The organism is Streptomyces antarcticus (genome assembly GCF_026627255.1).
Taxonomy (GTDB): domain Bacteria; phylum Actinomycetota; class Actinomycetes; order Streptomycetales; family Streptomycetaceae; genus Streptomyces; species Streptomyces antarcticus.
Genome location: NZ_JAPNLM010000052.1, coordinates 1 through 19,749, shown reverse-complemented (window position 1 = coordinate 19,749; position 19,749 = coordinate 1). Strand labels below are relative to the sequence as shown.

Below are 19,749 nucleotides of genomic sequence, written 5' to 3'. Positions count from 1 at the left end.
GCGGAACCGTCGGCTCACGCTACCCGGTCGCCCGGGGCTACCGTCAGGCCGCCCGGGCTCCCGTCCGAGATCCCGCCCGGAGTTCCGGACCGTTCCGAACCGTTCCGAACCGTTCCTGGCCGTTCCGGACCGTTCCGGACGGTTCCGGGCGGTCCCGGGGCGGCCCCGCCCCGCCGCCGGTCAGGCGACCCGGGCCTCCAGCCGGACGCCGAACTCGCGGACCGCCGGCTCCTCCCGGTACGGCGCCAGCCGCGAACGGAAGTCCTCCAGGTACTCCTCGCCCCGGGTCGAGCGGAGCCCCGCCAGCAGGTCCGCCGCCCGCGTGGCGGTCCGGCAGGCCTCCTCCACCTCCCGTTGCTGGACCTGCGCCGCCGCCAGCAGCAGCAGGCCGATCGCCCGGCGGCGCGCCTTGCCGTCCGGCAGCCCCCGCAGCGCCTCCTCCGCGCGCCGGCCCGCCGCCTCCGCCTGGCCCAGGTCCCGGTGGCAGTGGGCCAGTTCGTCCGCGAGGTACGCCTGGTCGAAGTGCCGGATCCACGCCGGGTCGTCGCCCGACTCCGGTTCCGCCCGCTCCAGCGCCGTCACCGCCCGCCCCGACAGCACCGCGGTCGCCCGGACGTCGCCCAGCAGCGCGTGCCCGCGCGCCTCGGCCGCGTAGAACATCGCCTCCACGCGCGGGGTGACCTGCCCCCGCGTGCCCTCCTGCGCGGCCCGCGCGAGCTGCGCGATCTCCCGGGGGTTGCCCAGCTCGGCGGCCAGGTGGCTCATGGACGCCGCCAGCACGTACCCGCCGTACGCCCGGTCGCCGGCCGCCTGGGCCAGGCGCAGGGCCTGGATGTAGTAGCGCTGCGCGAGCCCCGGCTGGCCCGTGTCCACCGCCATGTAGCCCGCCAGCTCGGTCAGCCGGGCCACCGCCGCGAACAGCGCCCGCCCCACCGGCTCCTTGTACGCGCCGCCGATCAGCCCGGACACCACGGAGTTGAGGTAGTGCACGACCACCGGCCGGACGTGCCCGCTGCCGAAGCGGTGGTCGAGCTCCTTGAGCGCCTCGGTGGTCGCCCGTACCGCATCCACATCGGACATGCCGACCCGCGACCCGCCGCTTCGGGCGACCTGCGTGTCGGCGCCGGTGATCAGCCAGTCGCGGCTCGGCTCGACCAGCGCGGAGGCGGCGACGCTCGACCCCGCCAGGAAGTCGCGGCGGCCCACGTCGCTGCGCCACAGCTCGCAGACCTGCTCGATCGCGCCGACGACCGTCGGGGAGAACTGCAGGCCGATCCCCGAGGCGAGGTTCTTGCCGTTGGCCATGCCGATCTCGTCGATGGTGACGGTCCGGCCGAGCTTGCGCCCGATCGCCTCGGCGATGATGCCCGGGGCCCGTCCGCGCGGCTGCTGGCCGCGCAGCCAGCGGGCCACGGAGGTCTTGTCGTAGCGGAGGTCGAGGCCGTGCTCCGCGCCGCACATGTTGACGCGCCGGGCGAGCCCGGCGTTGGAACACCCGGCTTCCTGGATGAGCGCCTGCAGCCGTTCGTTCGGCTGGCGGGCGACGAGAGGCCTGGCTGCCATGAAAACCCCCTGTGGCCGCGGGTGATCGTTGCAATGATCACTTCCCGCCTGAAGTGCGGGGAATCTTCCGCTCTGCGTGGTGTCGCTACCCAACTCCCGCGCCCCGGCCTCCTACGCGCCCCCGCCCGTGCCCCAATGCGCCCCGCGTGCAGGATCGATGCCCCGCCCACCGGCCGGTTTACGCCCGTAACCCCGGGTGACCCGCGGAGTTGTGATGGGCGTGGAAGAGACCATCGGAGTCACGGAGACCGCCCCCATCCCCAAGCAGCGCGGCGAACAGTTGCTGGACCATGCCGTCCGGTACGCAGAGGAACGGCACTGGGACGTCTTCGCCGGCACCTGGCTGGAGTCCGGAGACGGGCGGGAGGTCTGCTCCTGCGGTACGGCGGACTGCCCGGCGCCCGGCGCGCACCCGGCGGTGAAGGAATGGGCGGCGCAGGCCACCGGCAGCGCGGTACAGGTCCGGCGGGTCTGGGCGAGGCACCCGGAGGCCTCGATCCTCATGCCGACGGGCCGTACGTTCGACGCGCTGGACGTCCCGGACGCGGCCGGCTTCCTGGCGCTGGCGCGCCTGGAGCGGATGCAGCGCACCATCGGGCCCGTCGCCCTCACCCCCGACCACCGGATGCTGTTCTTCGTCCTGCCGGGCGCGGGCGCCAAGGTGCCGGACCTCGTACGGAAACTGGGCTGGTCACCGGCCTCGATCGACCTGTCCGCGCGCGGCGAGGGCGAGTACGTGGCGGCCCCGCCCACCCGCTTCGGCGGCCGCGGCTCGGCCCAGTGGGCGCGGCGCCCCACCCCGGCGAACCGGTGGCTGCCGGACACGGAGGAGCTGATCGACGCGCTCGCGTACGCGTGCGGGCGCGAGGCCGCCGCGGCCCGGGCCCGCAAGGGGGCGTGACGGCAGCGTGCGTACCCGCAAGTTCATGACATAAGTAACTGCTCGGCCCCTTCCCGTCCTCCTATGGTGAGGAAAGAACGACCAACGGGGACGGAACGAGAGGCGGGCGCATGCCGGACCAGGCTGATGCGACGGGTGGAACGTACGTGACGGACGGTGCGCGATCCGCGCCGTCCGCCGTGCGGGTGGAAGGCCTCTGGAAGCGCTTCGGCGAGCAGGTGGCCGTCGCGGGGATCGACTTGGAGCTGCCCGCGGGCCAGTTCATCGGACTGGTCGGCCCCAACGGCGCCGGCAAGACGACGACGCTGTCGATGGTGACCGGCCTGCTCCGCCCGGACATGGGGCGGGTCGTCGTCGCCGGACACGACGTGTGGGCGGATCCGGCCGAGGTCAAGTCCCGGATCGGCGTCCTGCCCGAGGGGCTGCGGCTCTTCGAGCGGCTCTCCGGGCGGGAACTGCTCGGCTACACGGGCCGGCTGCGCGGGCTGCCCGGCGCCGAGACCGACAAGCGGGCCACGCAGCTGCTGGACGTCCTCGACCTCGCGGGCGCGCAGCACAAGCTGGTCGTGGACTACTCGACGGGCATGCGCAAGAAGATCGGCCTGGCCGCCGCACTGCTGCACAACCCCGAAGTCCTCTTCCTGGACGAGCCGTTCGAGGGCGTCGACCCCGTGTCGGCGCAGACGATCCGCGGGGTCCTGGAGCGCTACACCGCATCCGGCGCCACGGTCGTCTTCTCCTCCCACGTGATGGAGCTCGTCGAGTCGCTGTGCGACTGGGTGGCCGTCATGGCCGCCGGACAGATCCGGGCCGCGGGCCCGCTGGCCGACGTACGGGGCGACGCGCCCTCCCTCCAGGCCGCCTTCCTCGAACTGGTCGGCGCGCACGGGCGCGACGCGGCCGGCGACTCCCTGGACTGGCTCGGCGGCGGCTCCGGGGCGGGTACCCGATGACCGCGGCCGCCGCCGCCACGACGGCAGCCGTGACCGCGCCCGCTGCCACCGCTCCCGTCTCCCTGACTCCGGTCTTCGTCCGGCTGAAGCTGTCGCTGCTGCGCAACGGCCTGAAGGGGTCGTCGAAGCGCAAGGCCGTCTGGATCACCACCCTGGTCTTCGCGCTGGTCGTCGCCTTCTTCACCACCCTCGGCCTGTCCCTGCTGAACGGGCACGCCCACGCGGGCACCGTCGTCGTCCTGCTCGCCGCGATCCTCGCGCTGAGCTGGACCTTCATGCCGCTGTTCTTCCCCACCGGGGACGAGACGCTGGACCCGAGCCGGCTGGTGATGCTGCCGCTGCGCCCGAGCCCGCTCGTACGGGCGCTGCTCGCGTCCTCGCTCGTCGGCATCGGCCCGCTGTTCACGCTGTGCCTGGCGGTCGGTTCGGTCGTCGCCGTCGCGCGGGGCGCGGCCGGTGTGGCGGCCGCGGTCGTGGGCGCCCCGCTGCTGGTGCTCGGCTGCGTGGCGCTGGCCCGGGCCGTGGCCACGGCCAACGTACGGCTGCTGACCAGCCGCAAGGGGCGTGACCTGGCGCTGCTCAGCGGCCTGCTGATCGCGGTGGGCGCGCAGGTGGCGAACTTCGCCAGCCAGCGCCTGTTCGAGTCGGGCGGCCTGTCCCAGCTGGAGCCGGCCGAGGCCGTGGTGCGGTGGCTGCCGCCGGCGACCGCCGTCGGCATGGTCGACTCGGTGAGCGACGGCTCGTACGGGGTGGCGGCGGCCCAGCTGGCCCTGACCCTGGGCGCGCTGGTCCTGCTGCTGTGGTTCTGGGAGCGGACCCTGACCCGGCTGATGGTCAGCCCGGACGGGTCGACGATCGCCGCCTCGGGCCCCGTCAAGGAGCGCGGCGCGGGCGGTGTCTGGTCGCTGCTGCCGGAGGGCCGCACGGGCGCGGTCGTGCAGCGCACACTGCGGTACTCGGTGCGCGACCCGAAGACGAAGTCGGCCTTTGTGAGCGCACTCGCGATTGGCCTGATCATCCCGGTCTTCAACGCCCTCCAGGGCAGCGGCTCCCTCTACCTCGCCTGTTTCGGCGCGGGGATGCTCGGCGTGCAGATGTACAACCAGTTCGGGCAGGACACCTCCGCGTTCTGGATGGTCGCGCAGACCATCTCGACCCCGCGGGACGCGTACCTCGAACTGCGGGCCCGGGCCTTCGCCCTGGGGCTCGTCGCGGTCCCGTACACGGTCCTGGTCACCGCGGTCACCGCCGCGCTGCTCGGTGACTGGGACGGCTTCCCCGCGGCCCTGGGCCTGGCGACGGCCCTGGTGGGCGCGATGATGTGCACGGGGGCACTGGCCTCGGCCCGCTTCCCGTACTCGATCCCGACGGAGGGCGCGTTCAAGAACGTCGTCCCAGGGCAGGTCGGGCTCGCCTGGATGGGCATCTTCGGCGGCCTGGCGGTGTCGGCGCTGATCTGCGCCCCGGTGATCGGCTTGATGATCTACCTGAACGTGGCGGACCACCAGGGCCTCTCCTGGATCGTGCTCCCCCTGGGAGTGGCCTGGGGCGTCCTCGCGACCTGGGCGGGCCTGCGGCTGGCGGCGCCGACGGTGGCGCGGAGGCTGCCGGAGATCCTGCTGGCGGTGAGCAAGGGCTGACCGCCCGTACGGAACGAGGGCGGGCGGGGGTGCGGCGGGCGGTCTGCCCGCCGCACCCCCGCGTCGTGCGCGGCGCGGGTGGTGCGGGAGGTACTGGCCGTACCGGCTGTACAGGTCGTGCGGGAGCCAGGCCTCCTGTACGGCGTCCTCCGCCTCGCCGAGCGAGCCCGGCATCCGGTAGGCGACCGCCCTCAGGTGCGGCCGGTGTTCCTCGAACCGCAGTGCCAGAAGATCTTTCCCGCTCACCCGTCACATCCCCCTGTCCGTGTCCGTCGGTGCGGTGAAGGACGATAACGGCCCGCTCCAACTTCGGCCGAATGCAAGGGAGATGGGAAGGCTTGGACAGCCGCCCTGCCGCCGGGTTCACCGGCCGGGCCCGCACTCCGCCCAGAGCAGCTTGCCCGCGTGCGCGCCGTCGAGGCGGTAGGAGCCGTACCGCTCCGCGCACAGCCGTACGAGGACCAGCCCGCGCCCGTCCTCGGCGTCCGGCGCGGGCACGGCGGGCTCGCCGCCGAACGGGGCCGGAATGGCCGGGTTGGTGTCCCAGACGCCGACCCGGACCCGGTCCGCCGCCATCGCCCGCAGCCGCAGGGCGCAGGGCCCGTACGAGTGCCGGTAGGCGTTGGAGACCAGCTCGCTCGCCAGGAGCTCGGCGGTGTCGGCCGGCTCCGGCATGCCGTGACTGCGGAGCACCGCCCGCACGGTGGAGCGGGCGATTCCCGCTGCGCGGGGATCGTGCGGGAGTTGGAGGGTGTAGGCCCAGGACGGAGCTACGGTTGAACCCATGGAAGTCTCCGATCGAGGAGGAGAGTTGGACCGTGTGCGTGTGGATCCGTGCGGTGCCCGGTGACCAGGTCGCTCCGTCGAGCGGGGTACTTCCAGGCGGTGGCCTGCCACCAACATAGGGACCTGCGCCTAAACAGTTAGGCGCTTCGCGCTAAATGCACGCAACGCCCACCCTTGTGGGTGACTCATGCCCGCGGAGGTAGTCGCCTTGCCCATTCGCAGCAGCCCGACCGCGCGCCAACTGCGCTTCGCAGCGGAGCTGCGCAGGATGCGCGAGCGCGCCGGACTCACCTCCGCCGAGGCCGCGGGTCTGCTCGGCGTGAAGCCGAACCAGATCAGCAACATGGAGGCCGCACGGTTCGGCGTCAGCCCCGAGCGGGTCCGCACACTGGCCCGCCACTACGACTGCGCCGACACCGGCCTGGTCGAAGCTCTGGTCACCATGACCGGCGAACGCAAGGGCGGATGGTGGGAGGAGTGCCGCGAACTGCTCCCGGCTGCCTGGCTGGACCTCGCCGAGCTGGAGCACCATGCGCGGATGCTGCGCGACGCGATCACCGTGCACATCCCCGGACTGCTCCAGACCGCCGAGCACGCCCGGGAGATCTTCCGCCAGGCCGTCCCCTCGCTCCCGCCGCCGGCGATCGAGGACCGCGTCTCCTTCCGTCTGAAACGACAGCGAGTCCTCTACGGGGACGCTCCGACCCGATACGACGTGATCATCCACGAGGCCGCGCTGCGCATCGCCGTCGGCGGACCGGTCGTGGCACAGGCACAGTTGAAGCACCTGCTGGACATGGGCGAGCGAGAGCACATCACCGTCCGGGCCATCCCGTTCTCGGCGGGCGCCTTCCCGGGATCGGGACAGTCCGTCTACTACGCGCACGGACCGGTGCCGCACCTGGACACCGTCCAGCTCGACCAGTCGCACGGGCTGGTCTTCCTGGACGCGGAGTCCCAACTGCTCAAGTACCGGACACTGTTCGAACGGCTGGAAGGGGTGGCGCTGAATCCGGCGCGGACGCGCGACCTCATCAGCGCCGTCGTTCGGACCCAGTGAAAGGCAGTCCCCCATGACCGAGGAATGGCAGAGGTCCTCCCACTGCGCGGAGGGCAACTCCTGCGTCTACGTCGCCGCCGCCACCGGCACCGCCCCCGGCAGTACCGGCCCCGGGTACGTCCTCGTCACCGGCAGCCCCGGCGGGCCCGGCGGCGGCCCGGCGGCCCGCGTCGTGCGGGTGGGGGACGCCGCCTGGACGGCGTTGCTCGACGCGGTCAAGGGCCGTCAGCTCTGAGCGGCCCGGACGCCGTCCAGGAAGGGTTCCAGGACCGCGCGCCAGGCCGTCGGCTGGTCGTAGTGGAGGTAGTGGCCCGCGTCGGGGATCTCGGCGTACTGGCCGGCCGGGAGGACCCGGACCATCTCCTGCGCCTCGGCACGGCCCAGCTCGCCGTCCAGGCCGCGGACGACCAGGGTCGGGCAGCGGACCTGGGCCAGCTCCTCCCAGTGGGCGTCGTGCACCCAGGTCTCGCGGGCCGTCAGCATGTGGCTCCGCGAGAACACCGGCCGCCAGCCGTCCTGGGCCTCGTGCATGACCTCGGCGAAGAAGGCGCCCCGGCCGGGGTCGGGGCGCTCCACCCGGGGGTCGTCCTCGCCGAACCAGCGGCGGGCCGCGTCCTGGGTGGGGAAGGGCAGCGGCCAGCGGTCGAACCACTCCTCCCACTCCTGCTGGGAGGCCTCGCCGAGGGCCGAGGCGCGCATGTCGCAGATGACCACGGCTCCGACCAGGTCCGGGCGGCGGGCCGCGAGCTGCCAGGCGGTGAGGGCGCCCATGGAATGCCCGATCAGCGTCACGGGAGCGAGGCCGAGCTGCTCGACGGCCGCCTCGGCGTCCGCCACGAAGGCCTCGCGCCCCAGGGAGGTCAGCAGGCCCGGGCCCGCGGGCGGGCGGTCGCTCTGGCCGTGCCCCCGTTGGTCCAGGGCCACCACGCGGCGGCGCTCGGCGAGCCAGCGGGCGGTGCCGGCCCAGTGGAAGGCCCGCCCCATCAGCCCGTGCAGTAACAGGACCCCGGGGCGCTCGGGTTCGGCGGGGGGCGCCGCGGGGGCCTCGGCGGCAGTCGCCGTCGCGGCGGTCACGGCGGTGCCACCGCCACCGCCGCCGCCCGCGGGCCGTGCGGAGTTCGCGTGCGGTTGGCGGAACTCCCAGGCGGCCAGGCGCACACCGTCGGCCCCTGTCACATCGATGCGCTGTACCACCGCAGATGCACCCCCTTCACTCCCGGCCAGACTATCGAACCCGTATTCGAAACCGGGGGTCTCGTCGAGAACACCCCTCTTTCGAGTGACCTTGCTCAAGGATTGGCGGCTGCTGCCGATGGAGATCCTTTCCACAGGGAGGCGGGCCGATCGGGGAAGACGGTCCGAGGGGATGACCTTGAGAGCTCGGGGCTCCAGGTCACACAAGGGGAGGACCGGTCCCGGCGCCGCGAGGCGCCGGGACCGCCCACTCGCAGAACCGGGACCGCCCGGAGCCCCGGGACCACCCAAGACCACCCGCTCACACGAAGCCGGGCCGTTTGGCCGAAACCAGTCGGTGCCCCGCCGGAGCCGGCCGGTGTCCTGCCGGAGCCGGATCAGCGCTTCGCGACGAACACGTGCGAGGCGATCTGCTCGTCCAGCTCGGCGGCCTCGCCGCCGCTCCCCACCAACACCCCGCCCGGGGACTCGGTCACGCTCACCACCGAACCGGGCTGCACGCCCGCCCGGCGCAGCGTGTACATCAGCTGGGCGTCCGTCTGGATCGGCTCGCCGATCCGGCGTACGACCACGGTCTTGCCCTCGGCGCCCGGGTCGAGCTCGGCCAGGCTGACCATGCCCTCCTCCAGGAAGGGGTCGGCCTCGGCCTTCTCGCCCAGCTCCTCCAGCCCCGGGATCGGATTCCCGTACGGCGACTCGGTCGGGTGACGCAGCAGCTCCAGCACCCGCCGCTCCACCGCCTCGCTCATCACGTGCTCCCAACGGCAGGCCTCGGCGTGCACCTGCTCCCACTCCAGGCCGATGACGTCGACGAGGAGACACTCGGCGAGCCGGTGCTTGCGCATCACGCGCGTCGCCAGCCGCCGGCCCTCCTCCGTGAGCTCCAGGTGCCGGTCGCTGGCGACGGCCACCAGGCCGTCGCGCTCCATCCGCGCCACCGTCTGGCTCACCGTCGGGCCGCTCTGATCGAGCCGCTCGGCGATACGGGCGCGCATGGGGACCACGCCTTCCTCTTCCAGCTCGAGGATGGTGCGGAGATACATCTCCGTGGTATCGATCAGTCCGGACATTCGTGCCCCTCGGATTGCGTGCGCTGGCCCTGCCCCCAATTCTGACGCATCCGGCCGACAACCGTCCCGTGCCGGGGGTCAAGGGCCCCGCGCGACCTCACCGCGGCGCCCCCGGCCCCGCACCGGTGCGCGCGCGGACGGTCGCGGGGTGGACGCGCGGACGGTCCCCCGGTGACCGCCCGGACGGTCGCGGGGTGGGCGCGGGGCAGTCCTCCGGTGACCTCCCGGGTGATCTCCAGGACCCCACCCCCGGACATCCCGGGACATCCCCCCGGGGCCTTTCGTCCCGGGATTGACGTTCGTATTGACACGCCCTTGGTCCAGACCGCACGGTGAGCGGCGGACACCGACGCAACCCCACTCCCACACCACCTCCGAAGGGCCATCGGCGTATGAGCGAGAGCAAGCTGGCCGGTCAGTTCTTCGACGCCGCCATCGGTCTGCTGGAGCGGGTACGGGACGAGGAGGCCTCGCGGATCAGCGAGGCCGGCACCCTCGTCGCCGACGCCGTCGCCGGCGGGAACCGGCTCTTCGCCTTCGGCGCCGGGCACTCCTCGCTGCCCGCCCAGGACGTGGTCTACCGGGCCGGCGGGCTGGCCCTGATGAACTTCCTCGCCGTACCCGGCACCGTCGGCATCGACGTCATGCCCGCGACGCTGGGCAGCGCCCTGGAGCGGGTCGACGGCCTCGCCGCGGCCGTCCTCGACAGCAGCCCCGCCTCCGACGGCGACGTACTCGTGATCATCTCCCTGTCCGGGCGCAACGCGCTGCCGGTCGAGATGGCGATGAACGCCCGCGCGATCGGCCTCAAGGTGATCGGCGTGACCTCGGTTGCGTACGCGACGGAGACCAGGTCCCGCCACGCCTCCGGGACCTTCCTGAAGGACCACTGCGACGTGGTCCTCGACAGCAAGATCGCCGTGGGCGACGCCGAGCTGACCCTCGACGGAATCGACGCCCCCTTCGCCCCCGCCTCCACCGTCGTGACCAGCGCCATCATGCAGGCGGTCATGGCGGCGGCGGCCGGCGAGCTCTCCGCGCGCGGGATCGAGCCCCCGCTGCTGCGCTCGGGCAACGTGGACGGCGGCCACGAGTGGAACGGCCGCGTGATGCAGGAGTACGGCGACCGGATCTTCTTCCGCCACTGAGCGGGCGACGGTGGGACCGGCCGGGCGGCCGACCGGTCGCCGGGCGCGGCCCGCGTTCCTACGATGGGGAACGGAACTCGGGGCTCCGGTGAGCAGAGGTGACCCCCATGCCCTCCACCCCCACTCCCTCCGCCGCCACTCCCTCCGCCCTTACGCCCTCCGCCCCCCAGCCCTCCGCCGTCCCCGCGGCGAAGCCCGCCTCCGGCCGCGGGCGGCACGCGGGCCGGCGTGCCCTCCAGGCCGGGGCGGCCGCCCTGCTCCTGCTCCTCACGGGTGTCGCCGCCGCCCCGGCCGCCCCCGCGCGGGCGGCGGTGTCCGTACCCGCCGCCACCGCGGCCGCGACCGGCGCGGCAACCGGCGCGGCGGCGGCCGTACCGCAGGAGCTCGACCCCGCGACCGTGCGCCGGCTCGACGCGGCCATCGGCGGGGCCATGAAGCGCGACAGGATCCCCGGCGCGATCGTCGGCGTGTGGCTGCCCGGCCGCGGCGAGTACGTGAAGGCCTTCGGCACCGCCGACACCCGGTCCGGCATCCCCATGAAGTCCGACCTCTACATGCGCATCGGCAGCGTGACGAAGACCTTCACCGTCACCGCCGTCCTCCAGCTGGTCGACCAGGGGCGCGTCGCGCTGGACGACCCGATCTCGAAGTACGTGGCCGGGGTGCCCGGAGGCGGGAAGATCACCCTGCGCCAGCTCGCCGGCATGCGCAGCGGCCTCTTCAACTACACCGAGGACGAGAGGTTCCTCGCCGCCCTGCGCGCCGACCCGCACCGCGAGTTCACTCCGCGCCAGCTGCTCGGCCACGCCTTCGCGCACCCCGCGAACTTCGCGCCCGGGGCCAAGTGGGAGTACAGCAACACCAATACGATCCTCCTCGGGCTCCTGCTGGAGGAGATGTCCGGACAGCCCCTGGACGGCTACCTCCGCCACCACGTCTTCGACCCGCTGAAGCTGACGGACACCTCCCTGCCGAGCGGGACCGACTTCCCCGAACCGCACGCCGAGGGGTACACGGGCTTCTCCCCGAACGGCGCCGTCGCCAACGCGACCGACTGGAACCCCTCCTGGGCGTGGGCCGCGGGTTCCGCCGTCTCCACCCTCGACGACCTGCACGCCTGGGTCCCGGCGCTCGTCGGCGGCCGGCTGCTGACCCCCGCCACGCAGGCGCAGCGGCTGCGGACCGAGCCGGTGGGCGTGCCGGGAATCTCGTACGGCCTCGGCATCGCCGACGTCAACGGCTGGCTCGGGCACAACGGCGAGCTGCCGGGCTACGAGACGATCGCCGCCCACCTCCCCCGGGAGCAGGCCACGATGGTGATCATGGTCAACTCCGACATGGACCAGGGCGGCTCGTACAGCACCACGCTCGGCAAGGCCGTGACCGAGATCGTCACCCCGGACCACCTGTGGAGCCTGCCCTCGCCGTCCCAGGTCGGCCAGAACCAGCGCTAGCCCGACAACCGCGGCTGGCGCTCGGTCCCCACACGATCAGCCTGCGGGACGGGAACGAGGGCGGGAACGCCCACCGCGCCGCCCAGCCTGTGGGTGTTTTGCTGGCGCTGGTCTTCACCAGGTCTACGCCTTGGCTGAGGTCGTCGACTGGGACGTGTGCGCCGCGGCGAACAGGAACAGTCCGCAAGCCCCCACGAGCAGCCATCCCGTGTGGGACGCATGAGCGAGATCGGTGGGGCCGACGTCCGTGACGAGGGCTCCAGCGACGGCGACGCCCACCGCCGAGCCGATCTGGCGAGCGGTCGAGGTGATCGCTCCGGCTACGCCGGCCCGGGACGGAGGCAGTCCGCCGACTGCGGTGTTGGTGAGAGGTGCGTTGGCGAATCCGAATCCGATGCCGATGAGCAGGTAGGCGAGCAGGAGCAGCAGCACGTTCGTGTCCTGGTCGAGGTTTACCAAGCTCAGGCCGCCGACAGTGATGAACCCACCGGCAAGGAGGAGCGGACGCCGCGGTCCCAGGCGTCCCACCAGGATGCCGGACCAGGGCGCGCACAGGATGGCCCCGAGCGCCATGGGCAGGGTGGCCGTGCCTGCGGCGAGCGGGCTCCAGCCGCGTCCGTGCTGGAGGTAGAACGTGGTGAGTAGCAGGCTTACGTTGAGTGCGACGAACACCGCCATCGCTCCCAAGACCGCCGTGACGAAGGGTGGCCGCCGGAAAAGCCCCAGGTCCATCAAGGGCTCCCGCCGACGGAGTTCGACCCGGACGAACGCGGAGGTGGCCACCGCAATCAGGGCGTAACCCGTCAGCGCTGTGGGTGAGGCCCAGCCGATGTGGGGCCCTTCGATGAGGACGCCGACGGAGAGGAACAGCGCCGCGGTGAGAAGTACCTGGCCGGGCAGGTCGAGCCGCCGGGCGCGCGCCGCTCGGGACTCCGGTACGAACACGGCGACCAGGACAAGGGCGACGACGACGACCGGTGCGTTGATCCAGAACACCGACCGCCAACCGAACGCGGCGATGAGCGCCCCGCCGATGACCGGCCCTGCCGCCATGCTGAGCCCGAAGACCGACGCCCAGATCCCGATCGCCCGGGCCCGCTCCCGCGAGTCGGGCATCGTGTTCACGACGATGGCCAGGGCCACGGGACTCAGCATCGAGGCCCCGATCCCCTGGACGGCCCGCGCCGCGACGAGTAGGCCGGGTGACGGAGCCAGGGCGCAGGCCAGTGAGGCGATGCCGAAAAGAACCAGTCCGCACTGGAAGACCCGGCGTCGTCCGAAGCGGTCCGCGAGCGCGCCGGACACGATAAGGAGGCTGGCCAGGACCACGGTATAGGCGTCGACGATCCATTCGAGACCGCGGGTGCCCACGCCCAGGCCGCGCCCGATCTCGGGCAGACCCACGTTGACGATGGTGGTGTCCACACCCACCAGGAACATGCTCAGAGCGCAGACGGCGAGTACCGTCCAGCGGCGGCGCGCACTGAGCGCGGGTGGTGGGGTGGCCAGAGATGTGGCGGTCACGGGAGTTTGCCCTTCGGTTGCGCCGGGATGATCTGCCTGCTCATGCTCAGTTCTGCGGGGAGCCGAGGCCCAGAGACTTTGCGAAAAATGCAAAATGGGTCCTATGGATGTGGAACTCTCGGAAATCCTCGACGGCATCGGGCCGCGGTTGCGCGAACTGCGCCGCGACCGCGGGCTCACCCTGGAGGTGCTCGCGGACGGCACCGGTATCTCGGTGAGCACGCTGTCGCGTCTGGAGTCCGGCCGACGGCGCCCGACCCTCGACCTGCTCATCCCGCTCGCGCGGATTCACCGCGTCGCACTGGACCAGCTCGTGGCGGCCCCAGCCACCGGCGACCCGCGTGTTCACCTCAAGCCCCTCAGCCGGGGACGCGGGAGTGTCCTCGTACCACTGACGCAGTACCCCGGCCGAGTCCAGGTTTTCAAACAGGTACTCGCACACCGCGAGCCGAAGCTCGTCACCCACCGCGGCTACGAATGGCTGTATGTGCTCGCCGGTGAACTCCGCCTCATCCTCGGGGAACGGGAGGCCACGCTCCGACCGGGCGAGGTGGCCGAGTTCGACACCACAGAACCTCACTGGTTCGGCGCCGCCGGCACGGACGCCGTGGAGATCCTGCACATGTTCGGCCCGCACGGCGACCAAGCCGTCGTCCGCACCGGTCCGTAGGCGATCGTCGGTGGAGCCGGCCGCTTTGATCTGGTCGCGGGCACGGGTGTGGTCCGACGTGGAGGTTCATGTCGCTCGGCGATCTGGTGCGCGCTCCACTCCGTCGAGCCGGTCTCGAGGCGCGGGAGCCCAGAACGCGGCCGTCGTTGAGAAGACGAGAGCCGCCACAGAGATGACCACCGTGGCGATCTGGACCGATGAGTCGCTCAGGACCGGATGCTAGGTGAGTGGCCGGTTATGGAACGGCTACCACCTGCGAAAACGCGGTTTCCGAAGCTCGAAGAGCGGCGGGGATGATCGGGCACGTCGTCGTCACGCCCCGCTGCCACAGCAACGAGCACCGTCTGCACTGGTCACACTCCAGGCGCCGCAGCCAGGCCCGAGCCCGCCACTGCCATGACCAACGCCGAGGCCACGACCCACACATGCGGTTGCAGTGCTAGTGCCGCGACCGGGCCACAGCACTAAGCGGTCTCCGGGAAGCCCGGGAAGCCCGGGGAGTCCGGGAAGCCCGGGGAGGACAGGTCCAGGTCGGCGGCGACGCGGGCCGCGACCTCCTCCGCGTACGCCGCGTCCGGGCGTTCGAAGGCCGGCCGCGAGGGCCCGCGCAGGAACGTCAGCGCGCCCAGGGTCCGGCCCCGGCTGCGCAGCACCGCGCACAGCGCGTGCGCCGCGTCCTCGGGCCACCGGCGGGCCCGCGCCCACGCCGCGTCCTCGGCCCCGCGCGGGGCGGAGGCCCGTACCGAGCCGACGCGGTCCAGCGCCTGGAGCGCCGGGTGCCCGGACTCGTACGGCACGGGGATCGATCCCGGCCCGGGCAGCTCCGGCGGCGACGCGGCGGACCGCAGGAGCCGGCGCCGCTCGGGTCCGGCGGAGGGGTCGAGGACGTCGAGCAGTACGTGGTCGGCGAAGCCCGCGAGGGCGAAGTCCAGGCGGACGGCGGCCGCCTCGGCCGGATCCTCGCACTCCGCGGCGGCCCGCCCCGCGCGGTGCAGCTGGTGGGACCGGAACCGCAGCTGGGCGGTGTCCAGCTGGGCCTGGCGGGCCTCGGTGACGTCCTGGAACAGCCAGCCGACGCCGAGCGGCACCGGCTCCTCCGCGAGCGGCGAGGCGAGCCGCAGGAACCCGCAGCGCCAGCACCGCCGGCGCAGCCCCTCCGCCGTGCGCACCGTCACCCACAGCTCGACCGGGGCGGGCGGCGCGCCTTCGGCGAGGACGTGCTGGAGGGCGCCCTCCAGCTCCTCCACGCCCTGGGCGAGCAGCTCCCCGAGCGGCCGCCCGAGGAGGGCGCTGCGGCCGGCGGCGAAGGCGCGCGCGGCGTGCGCGTTGACCACGGCGGGACGCAGGTCGACATCGACGAGCACGACGCCCCACGAGGCGTCCTCCATGAGGGCCTCGCTCAGCGCGATGGACCGCTCCAGGTCGATCTGGGCGTGCACCTCGCTGAAGGCGCAGTACACCCCGGCGGGTCTGCCGTCCGCGCCCGGTACGCCGGCGGACTGGGTCCGTACGAGGACGCGGCCGCCGTCCTTGGTCAGCAGCGCGAACTCGTGGACCTGCCGGCCCGGCCCGTCCTGGGCGGCCATGAGCCGGTCCTGAACGTCCTGCGCGTCGGCGGCCCGGGCCGCCCACCCCGCGAAGCCCTTGCGGCCGACGGCCTCGGCGGCGGACCAGCCCAGGATCCGCTCCGCCTCGCGGTTCCAGTGGGTGACCACGCCGTCCGAGTCGAAGGCGCACAGGGCTGCGTCCATCCCGTCGAGCAGCGCTGCGAGCAGATCGTCGGTGGTCTCGTCACGCCCGGAAGCACTCACCTGGCACCCCCTGCCGGTGTTCGCGTGTGCGGCACGTCAGATCATTCAACTGGAACGTGACGCACCCCACACACCGTTCCCCCGATTACCCCGTAATGATCCGTTTCGGACCACGCGCGGACCGTCGAGGCGTTCCGGAAAATAAGTGGTTGTGCCCCGCCGGAAGGGCTTCTAGGCTCGTGCCACACAAGAAGGGAGGTGGTTCCCGAAATGTACGGAAACCGGACGCGTGAGGTGACTGCGGGCTAAGCGCCCGTCGTCGCACGCACCCAGTGCGGTGCCCGGCGGGATCGCCAGGCGCCAATCCACAGCAGTCACCCGACCCGCGGGCTCGCCGGCACGTCCGGCCGGCTTCTCTCACTGCAGGAGAGAATCCCGAGCCCGCGGGTCGTCTGCGTTCCCGGAACGCCGCGGGAGCGCCCGGACAGCGCCTGAGGTCAGTGCCGTGCGGCTTCGGCTGCGGCTGCGGCTGCGGCTGCGGCTGCGGCTGCGGCTGCCGTTACGGGCACAGGCGCTCGACGTGCCACGCCCCGGACGGGGCCGCGTCGCGGGCGTAGCGCAGGCGGTCGTGCAGGCGGTTCTCGTGGCCCTGCCAGAACTCCACCGCGTCCGGGGTGACCCGCAGGCCGCCCCACTGGGGCGGGACCGGGACCTGTTCGCCCTCCGGGTAGCGGGCGGCCAGCTCCGCGTAGCGGTGGTCCAGTTCCGCGCGCGAGGCGATCACGCTGGACTGCTCGCTCGCCCAGGCGCCCAGCTGGGAGCCGTGCGGGCGGGAGCGGAAGTACGCCGCCGTCTCGTCGCGGCCGATCCGGGCCGCCGTGCCGGTGACGACGACCTGGCGGGCGATGGGGTGCCAGGGGAAGAGCAGCGCGACGTGCGGGTTCTCCGCCAGTTCGCGGCCCTTGCGGGACCCGTAGTTGGTGAAGAAGACGAACCCCCGCTCGTCGAACTGCTTCAGCAGCACCGTGCGCGAGCTGGGGCGGCCGTCGGAGGTCGACGTCGAGACGACCATGGCGTTGGGTTCGAAGAGGTGCGCGTCGGCGGCCTGCTGGAACCATCGGGCGAACTGCGCCATGGGGTCACCTGCGAGGCTCCGCTCCTCGACGATCTCGGAGCGGTACTGCTTGCGCATGACGGCGGGGTCAAGGTCCTGATCGGTCACGCGGGCCATCCTGCCGCAGTCGGAGCGCTGGGGGTGTGCCGTATGTCACGCTTCCGCAGTCCACCGGGAACGGACAAAATCTTGGGGCCGGTCCGATGACCCCCGCACGGGTGACCATCGGACTCGCCGGGCATCAACGGGGATGACCGCGCCGGACCGCGGATGCGGCGGGAGCCGCGCGTATCCGCACTATCTGAGGAGCCGCCTGATGTCCGACTTCGTACCCGGGCTCGAAGGGGTCGTCGCGTTCGAGACCGAGATCGCCGAACCGGACAAGGAAGGCGGTTCGCTCCGCTACCGGGGGGTCGACATCGAGGACCTCGTCGGGCACGTCTCCTTCGGGAACGTGTGGGGCCTGCTGGTCGACGGTGCCTTCAACCCCGGCCTGCCGGCCGCCGAACCCTTCCCCATCCCGGTCCACTCCGGTGACATCCGCGTCGACGTGCAGTCCGCGCTCGCCATGCTCGCGCCCGTCTGGGGTCTGAAACCGCTCCTCGACATCGACGAGCGGACCGCCCGCGACGACCTCGCGCGGGCGGCCGTCATGGCGCTCTCGTACGTCGCCCAGTCCGCCCGCGGCCAGGGCCTGCCGATGGTGCCGCAGCAGGAGATCGACAAGGCCGAGTCCGTCGTCGAGCGGTTCATGATCCGCTGGCGGGGCGAGCCGGACCCGCGCCACGTCAAGGCCGTCGACGCGTACTGGACCTCGGCCGCCGAGCACGGCATGAACGCCTCCACGTTCACCGCGCGCGTCATCGCCTCCACCGGCGCGGACGTGGCCGCGGCCCTGTCCGGCGCCGTCGGCGCGATGTCCGGGCCGCTGCACGGCGGGGCGCCGTCCCGCGTGCTCGGCATGATCGAGGAGATCGAGCGCACCGGCGACGCCGTGGCGTACGTGAAGAAGGCTCTCGACAAGGGCGAGCGGCTGATGGGCTTCGGGCACCGCGTCTACCGCGCCGAGGACCCGCGCGCCCGCGTCCTGCGCCGCACCGCCAAGGAGCTGGACGCCCCGCGCTACGAGGTGGCCGCCGCCCTGGAGAAGGCCGCGCTGGAGGAGCTGCACGCCCGCCGGCCCGACCGGGTGCTCGCCACGAACGTGGAGTTCTGGGCCGCGATCATGCTGGACTTCGCGGAGGTGCCGGCGCACATGTTCACCTCGATGTTCACCTGTGCCCGTACGGCCGGCTGGTCGGCGCACATCCTGGAGCAGAAGCGCACGGGCCGCCTGGTGCGCCCGTCGGCCCGCTACATCGGTCCGGGCGGGCGGGACCCGCGCGAGATCGAGGGGTACGCGGACATCTCCACGACCGCCTGACCCGTTCCTTTCCCTGTTCCGCTCACCGTTCCGCGCGTTCCGGGCGCCGTACCCCCGAGGGGGTGCGGCGCCCTCGCGCGTGCCGGGCCGTGCCGTGCCGTGCCGGGCCGTGCCGGGGGGACAGGCCCGGGAGGATCAGGCCAGGACGGTCTCCACGATCCGGGACCACTGGGCGACCACGCGGGCGCGGCGGGCCGTGTCGTCGGTCAGGACGTTGGCCAGGCCCAGGCCGCGCGCCATGTCGAGGAGGCCCTGCACGGTCTCCCGTACGCCCGGCACGGACTCGTCCGCGCCCAGCAGCTCGACGGCGATGCGGTGGGTCTCGCGGCCGACGCGGGCCTCCAGTTCGGAGACCCGGGGGCGCAGCTGCTCCTCGTTGGAGGCGGCGACCCACAGCTGGAGGGCCGCCCGGAAGAGGATCCCGGTGTACATGTCCACCAGGGCCGCCACGACCTCCGGGCGGGCGGCCGGGCCCGCGTGGAACAGGTCGCGCAGGGCGGTGGAGCGTTCCTCGGCGACGTACTCGACGGCTGCGGTGAACAGGTCCTCGCGGGTGGGGAAGTGGTACTGGGCCGCGCCGCGCGAGACCCCGGCCCGCTCGGCCACGACGGAGACCGTGGATCCCGCCCAGCCCTGTTCGGCGAGGCAGGAGACGGCCGCCTCCAGGAGGTGGCGGCGGGTGACGCGGCTGCGCGCCTGCTTGGGGCCGGTCACAGTGCCCACGACGGGTCCCGGCGCTCGAAGCGGGCGGTGATGCCCTCGCGGGCCTCGGCGGAGGCGAAGAGCCCGGCGGAGAGCTCCGTCAGGCGGGCGCCGTCGCGGTCCAGGGACTCCCGTACGGCGGCGGTGGTGAGCGCCTTGGTGGCCGCGAGGCCCTGCGGGGAGGCCTTGCGCAGGCCGGCGAGGACCGGGGCGAGGGCCTCGTCGACGTCGTCGGCGTGGAGGGTGAGCAGGCCGATGCGGACGGCTTCGGCGGCGTCGAACCGCTCGGCGGTGAGGAAGTAGCGGGCGGCCGCGCGCGGGTCGAGGCGCGGGAGCAGCGGCATGGAGATCACGGCGGGGGCGAGGCCCAGGTGGGTCTCGGTGAAGGCGTACGAGGACAGCGGCCCGGCGGCGGCGATGTCGCAGGCGCCGAGCAGGCCGAGGCCCCCGGCCCGGACGTGGCCCGTCACGCGGGCGAGGACGGGCTTGGGCAGCCCGGCGATCTCCCGGAGCAGGGCGAGGAAGTCGGCCGGGTCGCAGGGGGACTTGAGGTCCGCGCCCGCGCAGAAGGTGGTGCCGGTGTGGGTGAGGACGACGGCCCGGGCCACCGGGTCCGCGGCGGCGGCGGCCAGGGCCTCGCTGAGCTCCCCGACGAGGCCGGCGGAGAGGGCGTTGCGGTTGGCCGGGGAGTCGAGGGTGAGCGTGGTGACTCCGGTCGCCCGGGCGGCGTGCACGAGTGGGGCCATGTCTCCTCCGGAGGGGGTCGGTGGGGTGGGCGGGTGTCCCCTGGGGGGAG

Annotated in this window: 18 protein-coding genes and 1 pseudogene; 9 read left to right on the top strand and 10 right to left on the bottom strand. The window is 73.0% G+C overall.

The features are described from left to right. Positions 1-180 precede the first annotated feature (180 nt). Positions 181-1,563 (bottom strand): NsdA family TPR-like regulatory protein, encoded by a 1,383-nt coding sequence (locus OTB16_RS37845; RefSeq protein WP_267727268.1) that lies wholly within the window; start codon positions 1,561-1,563, stop codon positions 181-183. 220 nt (positions 1,564-1,783) lie between these two features. On the opposite strand from OTB16_RS37845, the gene OTB16_RS37840 reads away from it, so the two are divergent. The 3 genes from OTB16_RS37840 (at position 1,784) to OTB16_RS37830 (ending at position 5,057) form a co-directional block, all read left to right on the top strand. Beyond that, complete coding sequence (locus tag OTB16_RS37840; protein ID WP_267727278.1) at positions 1,784-2,464, top strand: bifunctional DNA primase/polymerase; 681 nt, start codon at positions 1,784-1,786, stop codon at positions 2,462-2,464. A gap of 110 nt (positions 2,465-2,574) precedes the next feature. Next, a complete protein-coding gene (locus OTB16_RS37835) occupies positions 2,575-3,417 on the top strand; it encodes an ABC transporter ATP-binding protein (protein WP_267727266.1) in 843 nt (280 codons plus the stop codon). Next, positions 3,414-5,057, top strand: coding sequence for a transporter (locus OTB16_RS37830; protein WP_267727265.1), 1,644 nt, complete (start codon positions 3,414-3,416; stop codon positions 5,055-5,057). Before OTB16_RS37835 ends, OTB16_RS37830 begins: the two co-directional genes overlap by 4 nt. Positions 5,058-5,180: 123 nt before the next feature. On the opposite strand, the pseudogene OTB16_RS37825 reads toward OTB16_RS37830, so the two are convergent. Beyond that, positions 5,181-5,303 (bottom strand): annotated as a pseudogene (locus OTB16_RS37825) (sigma factor); the annotation flags it as partial. Positions 5,304-5,420: 117 nt separating this feature from the next. After that, positions 5,421-5,843 (bottom strand): ATP-binding protein, encoded by a 423-nt coding sequence (locus tag OTB16_RS37820; protein ID WP_267727263.1) that lies wholly within the window; start codon positions 5,841-5,843, stop codon positions 5,421-5,423. Positions 5,844-6,057: 214 nt separating this feature from the next. Between OTB16_RS37820 and OTB16_RS37815 the strand changes: the two genes are divergently transcribed. Together OTB16_RS37815 and OTB16_RS37810 are read left to right on the top strand one after the other, a co-directional pair. After that, entirely contained in the window at positions 6,058-6,903 is an 846-nt protein-coding gene (locus tag OTB16_RS37815) for a helix-turn-helix domain-containing protein (protein WP_420717881.1), read from the top strand. Between the two features lie 13 nt (positions 6,904-6,916). Then, positions 6,917-7,138, top strand: a complete 222-nt coding sequence (locus tag OTB16_RS37810; RefSeq protein WP_267727261.1) for a DUF397 domain-containing protein — start codon at positions 6,917-6,919, stop codon at positions 7,136-7,138. Here the strand turns inward: OTB16_RS37810 and OTB16_RS37805 are convergent. Continuing rightward, positions 7,129-8,127 carry an alpha/beta fold hydrolase gene (locus OTB16_RS37805; RefSeq protein ID WP_420717880.1) on the bottom strand — a complete coding sequence of 333 codons (999 nt, stop codon included), beginning with the start codon at positions 8,125-8,127 and terminating at the stop codon, positions 7,129-7,131. The two genes, OTB16_RS37810 and OTB16_RS37805, sit on opposite strands and share 10 nt — an antisense overlap. Before the next feature lie 347 nt (positions 8,128-8,474). After that, positions 8,475-9,167: an iron-dependent transcriptional repressor DtxR gene (locus OTB16_RS37800; protein WP_267727258.1), complete on the bottom strand. Its 693-nt coding sequence runs from the start codon at positions 9,165-9,167 to the stop codon at positions 8,475-8,477. 392 nt (positions 9,168-9,559) lie between these two features. On the opposite strand from OTB16_RS37800, the gene OTB16_RS37795 reads away from it, so the two are divergent. Beyond that, a complete protein-coding gene (locus OTB16_RS37795) occupies positions 9,560-10,315 on the top strand; it encodes an SIS domain-containing protein (RefSeq protein ID WP_267727256.1) in 756 nt (251 codons plus the stop codon). 107 nt (positions 10,316-10,422) lie between these two features. Beyond that, positions 10,423-11,769 (top strand): serine hydrolase domain-containing protein, encoded by a 1,347-nt coding sequence (locus tag OTB16_RS37790; RefSeq protein WP_267727254.1) that lies wholly within the window; start codon positions 10,423-10,425, stop codon positions 11,767-11,769. A gap of 123 nt (positions 11,770-11,892) precedes the next feature. On the opposite strand, the gene OTB16_RS37785 is transcribed toward OTB16_RS37790, so the two are convergent. Beyond that, positions 11,893-13,293: an MFS transporter gene (locus tag OTB16_RS37785; RefSeq protein ID WP_267727252.1), complete on the bottom strand. Its 1,401-nt coding sequence runs from the start codon at positions 13,291-13,293 to the stop codon at positions 11,893-11,895. Positions 13,294-13,396: 103 nt separating this feature from the next. On the opposite strand from OTB16_RS37785, the gene OTB16_RS37780 reads away from it, so the two are divergent. After that, positions 13,397-13,963, top strand: coding sequence for a helix-turn-helix domain-containing protein (locus OTB16_RS37780; protein WP_267727250.1), 567 nt, complete (start codon positions 13,397-13,399; stop codon positions 13,961-13,963). 464 nt (positions 13,964-14,427) lie between these two features. On the opposite strand, the gene OTB16_RS37775 is transcribed toward OTB16_RS37780, so the two are convergent. Continuing rightward, positions 14,428-15,774 carry a PAS domain-containing protein gene (locus OTB16_RS37775; RefSeq protein WP_267727248.1) on the bottom strand — a complete coding sequence of 449 codons (1,347 nt, stop codon included), beginning with the start codon at positions 15,772-15,774 and terminating at the stop codon, positions 14,428-14,430. 499 nt (positions 15,775-16,273) lie between these two features. Further along, positions 16,274-16,945 carry a pyridoxamine 5'-phosphate oxidase gene (gene pdxH, locus OTB16_RS37770; protein ID WP_267727246.1) on the bottom strand — a complete coding sequence of 224 codons (672 nt, stop codon included), beginning with the start codon at positions 16,943-16,945 and terminating at the stop codon, positions 16,274-16,276. Positions 16,946-17,144: 199 nt separating this feature from the next. Between pdxH and OTB16_RS37765 the strand changes: the two genes are divergently transcribed. Further along, the gene (locus tag OTB16_RS37765; RefSeq protein WP_267727244.1) at positions 17,145-18,251 is read left to right on the top strand and encodes a citrate synthase 2; all 1,107 of its coding nucleotides are present in this window, start codon (positions 17,145-17,147) and stop codon (positions 18,249-18,251) included. Positions 18,252-18,386: 135 nt separating this feature from the next. Here the strand turns inward: OTB16_RS37765 and OTB16_RS37760 are convergent, their stop codons facing one another. Then, positions 18,387-18,974, bottom strand: coding sequence for a TetR/AcrR family transcriptional regulator (locus tag OTB16_RS37760; RefSeq protein WP_267727242.1), 588 nt, complete (start codon positions 18,972-18,974; stop codon positions 18,387-18,389). Then, complete coding sequence (locus OTB16_RS37755; protein ID WP_267727241.1) at positions 18,962-19,699, bottom strand: enoyl-CoA hydratase family protein; 738 nt, start codon at positions 19,697-19,699, stop codon at positions 18,962-18,964. The genes OTB16_RS37760 and OTB16_RS37755 overlap by 13 nt, the downstream gene beginning before the upstream one ends. Between the last annotated feature and the right edge of the window lie 50 nt (positions 19,700-19,749).

What these genes read in the sequence shown, in the direction of transcription:
- OTB16_RS37845 (WP_267727268.1), bottom strand. Translation starts at nt 1,563, where the DNA reads ATGGCAGCCAGGCCTCTCGTCGCCCGCCAGCCGAACGAACGGCTGCAG.
- OTB16_RS37835 (WP_267727266.1), top strand. Translation starts at nt 2,575, where the DNA reads ATGCCGGACCAGGCTGATGCGACGGGTGGAACGTACGTGACGGACGGT.
- OTB16_RS37830 (WP_267727265.1), top strand. Translation starts at nt 3,414, where the DNA reads ATGACCGCGGCCGCCGCCGCCACGACGGCAGCCGTGACCGCGCCCGCT.
- OTB16_RS37820 (WP_267727263.1), bottom strand. Translation starts at nt 5,843, where the DNA reads ATGGGTTCAACCGTAGCTCCGTCCTGGGCCTACACCCTCCAACTCCCG.
- OTB16_RS37810 (WP_267727261.1), top strand. Translation starts at nt 6,917, where the DNA reads ATGACCGAGGAATGGCAGAGGTCCTCCCACTGCGCGGAGGGCAACTCC.
- OTB16_RS37800 (WP_267727258.1), bottom strand. Translation starts at nt 9,167, where the DNA reads ATGTCCGGACTGATCGATACCACGGAGATGTATCTCCGCACCATCCTC.
- OTB16_RS37795 (WP_267727256.1), top strand. Translation starts at nt 9,560, where the DNA reads ATGAGCGAGAGCAAGCTGGCCGGTCAGTTCTTCGACGCCGCCATCGGT.
- OTB16_RS37790 (WP_267727254.1), top strand. Translation starts at nt 10,423, where the DNA reads ATGCCCTCCACCCCCACTCCCTCCGCCGCCACTCCCTCCGCCCTTACG.
- OTB16_RS37780 (WP_267727250.1), top strand. Translation starts at nt 13,397, where the DNA reads ATGGATGTGGAACTCTCGGAAATCCTCGACGGCATCGGGCCGCGGTTG.
- pdxH (WP_267727246.1), bottom strand. Translation starts at nt 16,945, where the DNA reads ATGGCCCGCGTGACCGATCAGGACCTTGACCCCGCCGTCATGCGCAAG.
- OTB16_RS37765 (WP_267727244.1), top strand. Translation starts at nt 17,145, where the DNA reads ATGTCCGACTTCGTACCCGGGCTCGAAGGGGTCGTCGCGTTCGAGACC.
- OTB16_RS37755 (WP_267727241.1), bottom strand. Translation starts at nt 19,699, where the DNA reads ATGGCCCCACTCGTGCACGCCGCCCGGGCGACCGGAGTCACCACGCTC.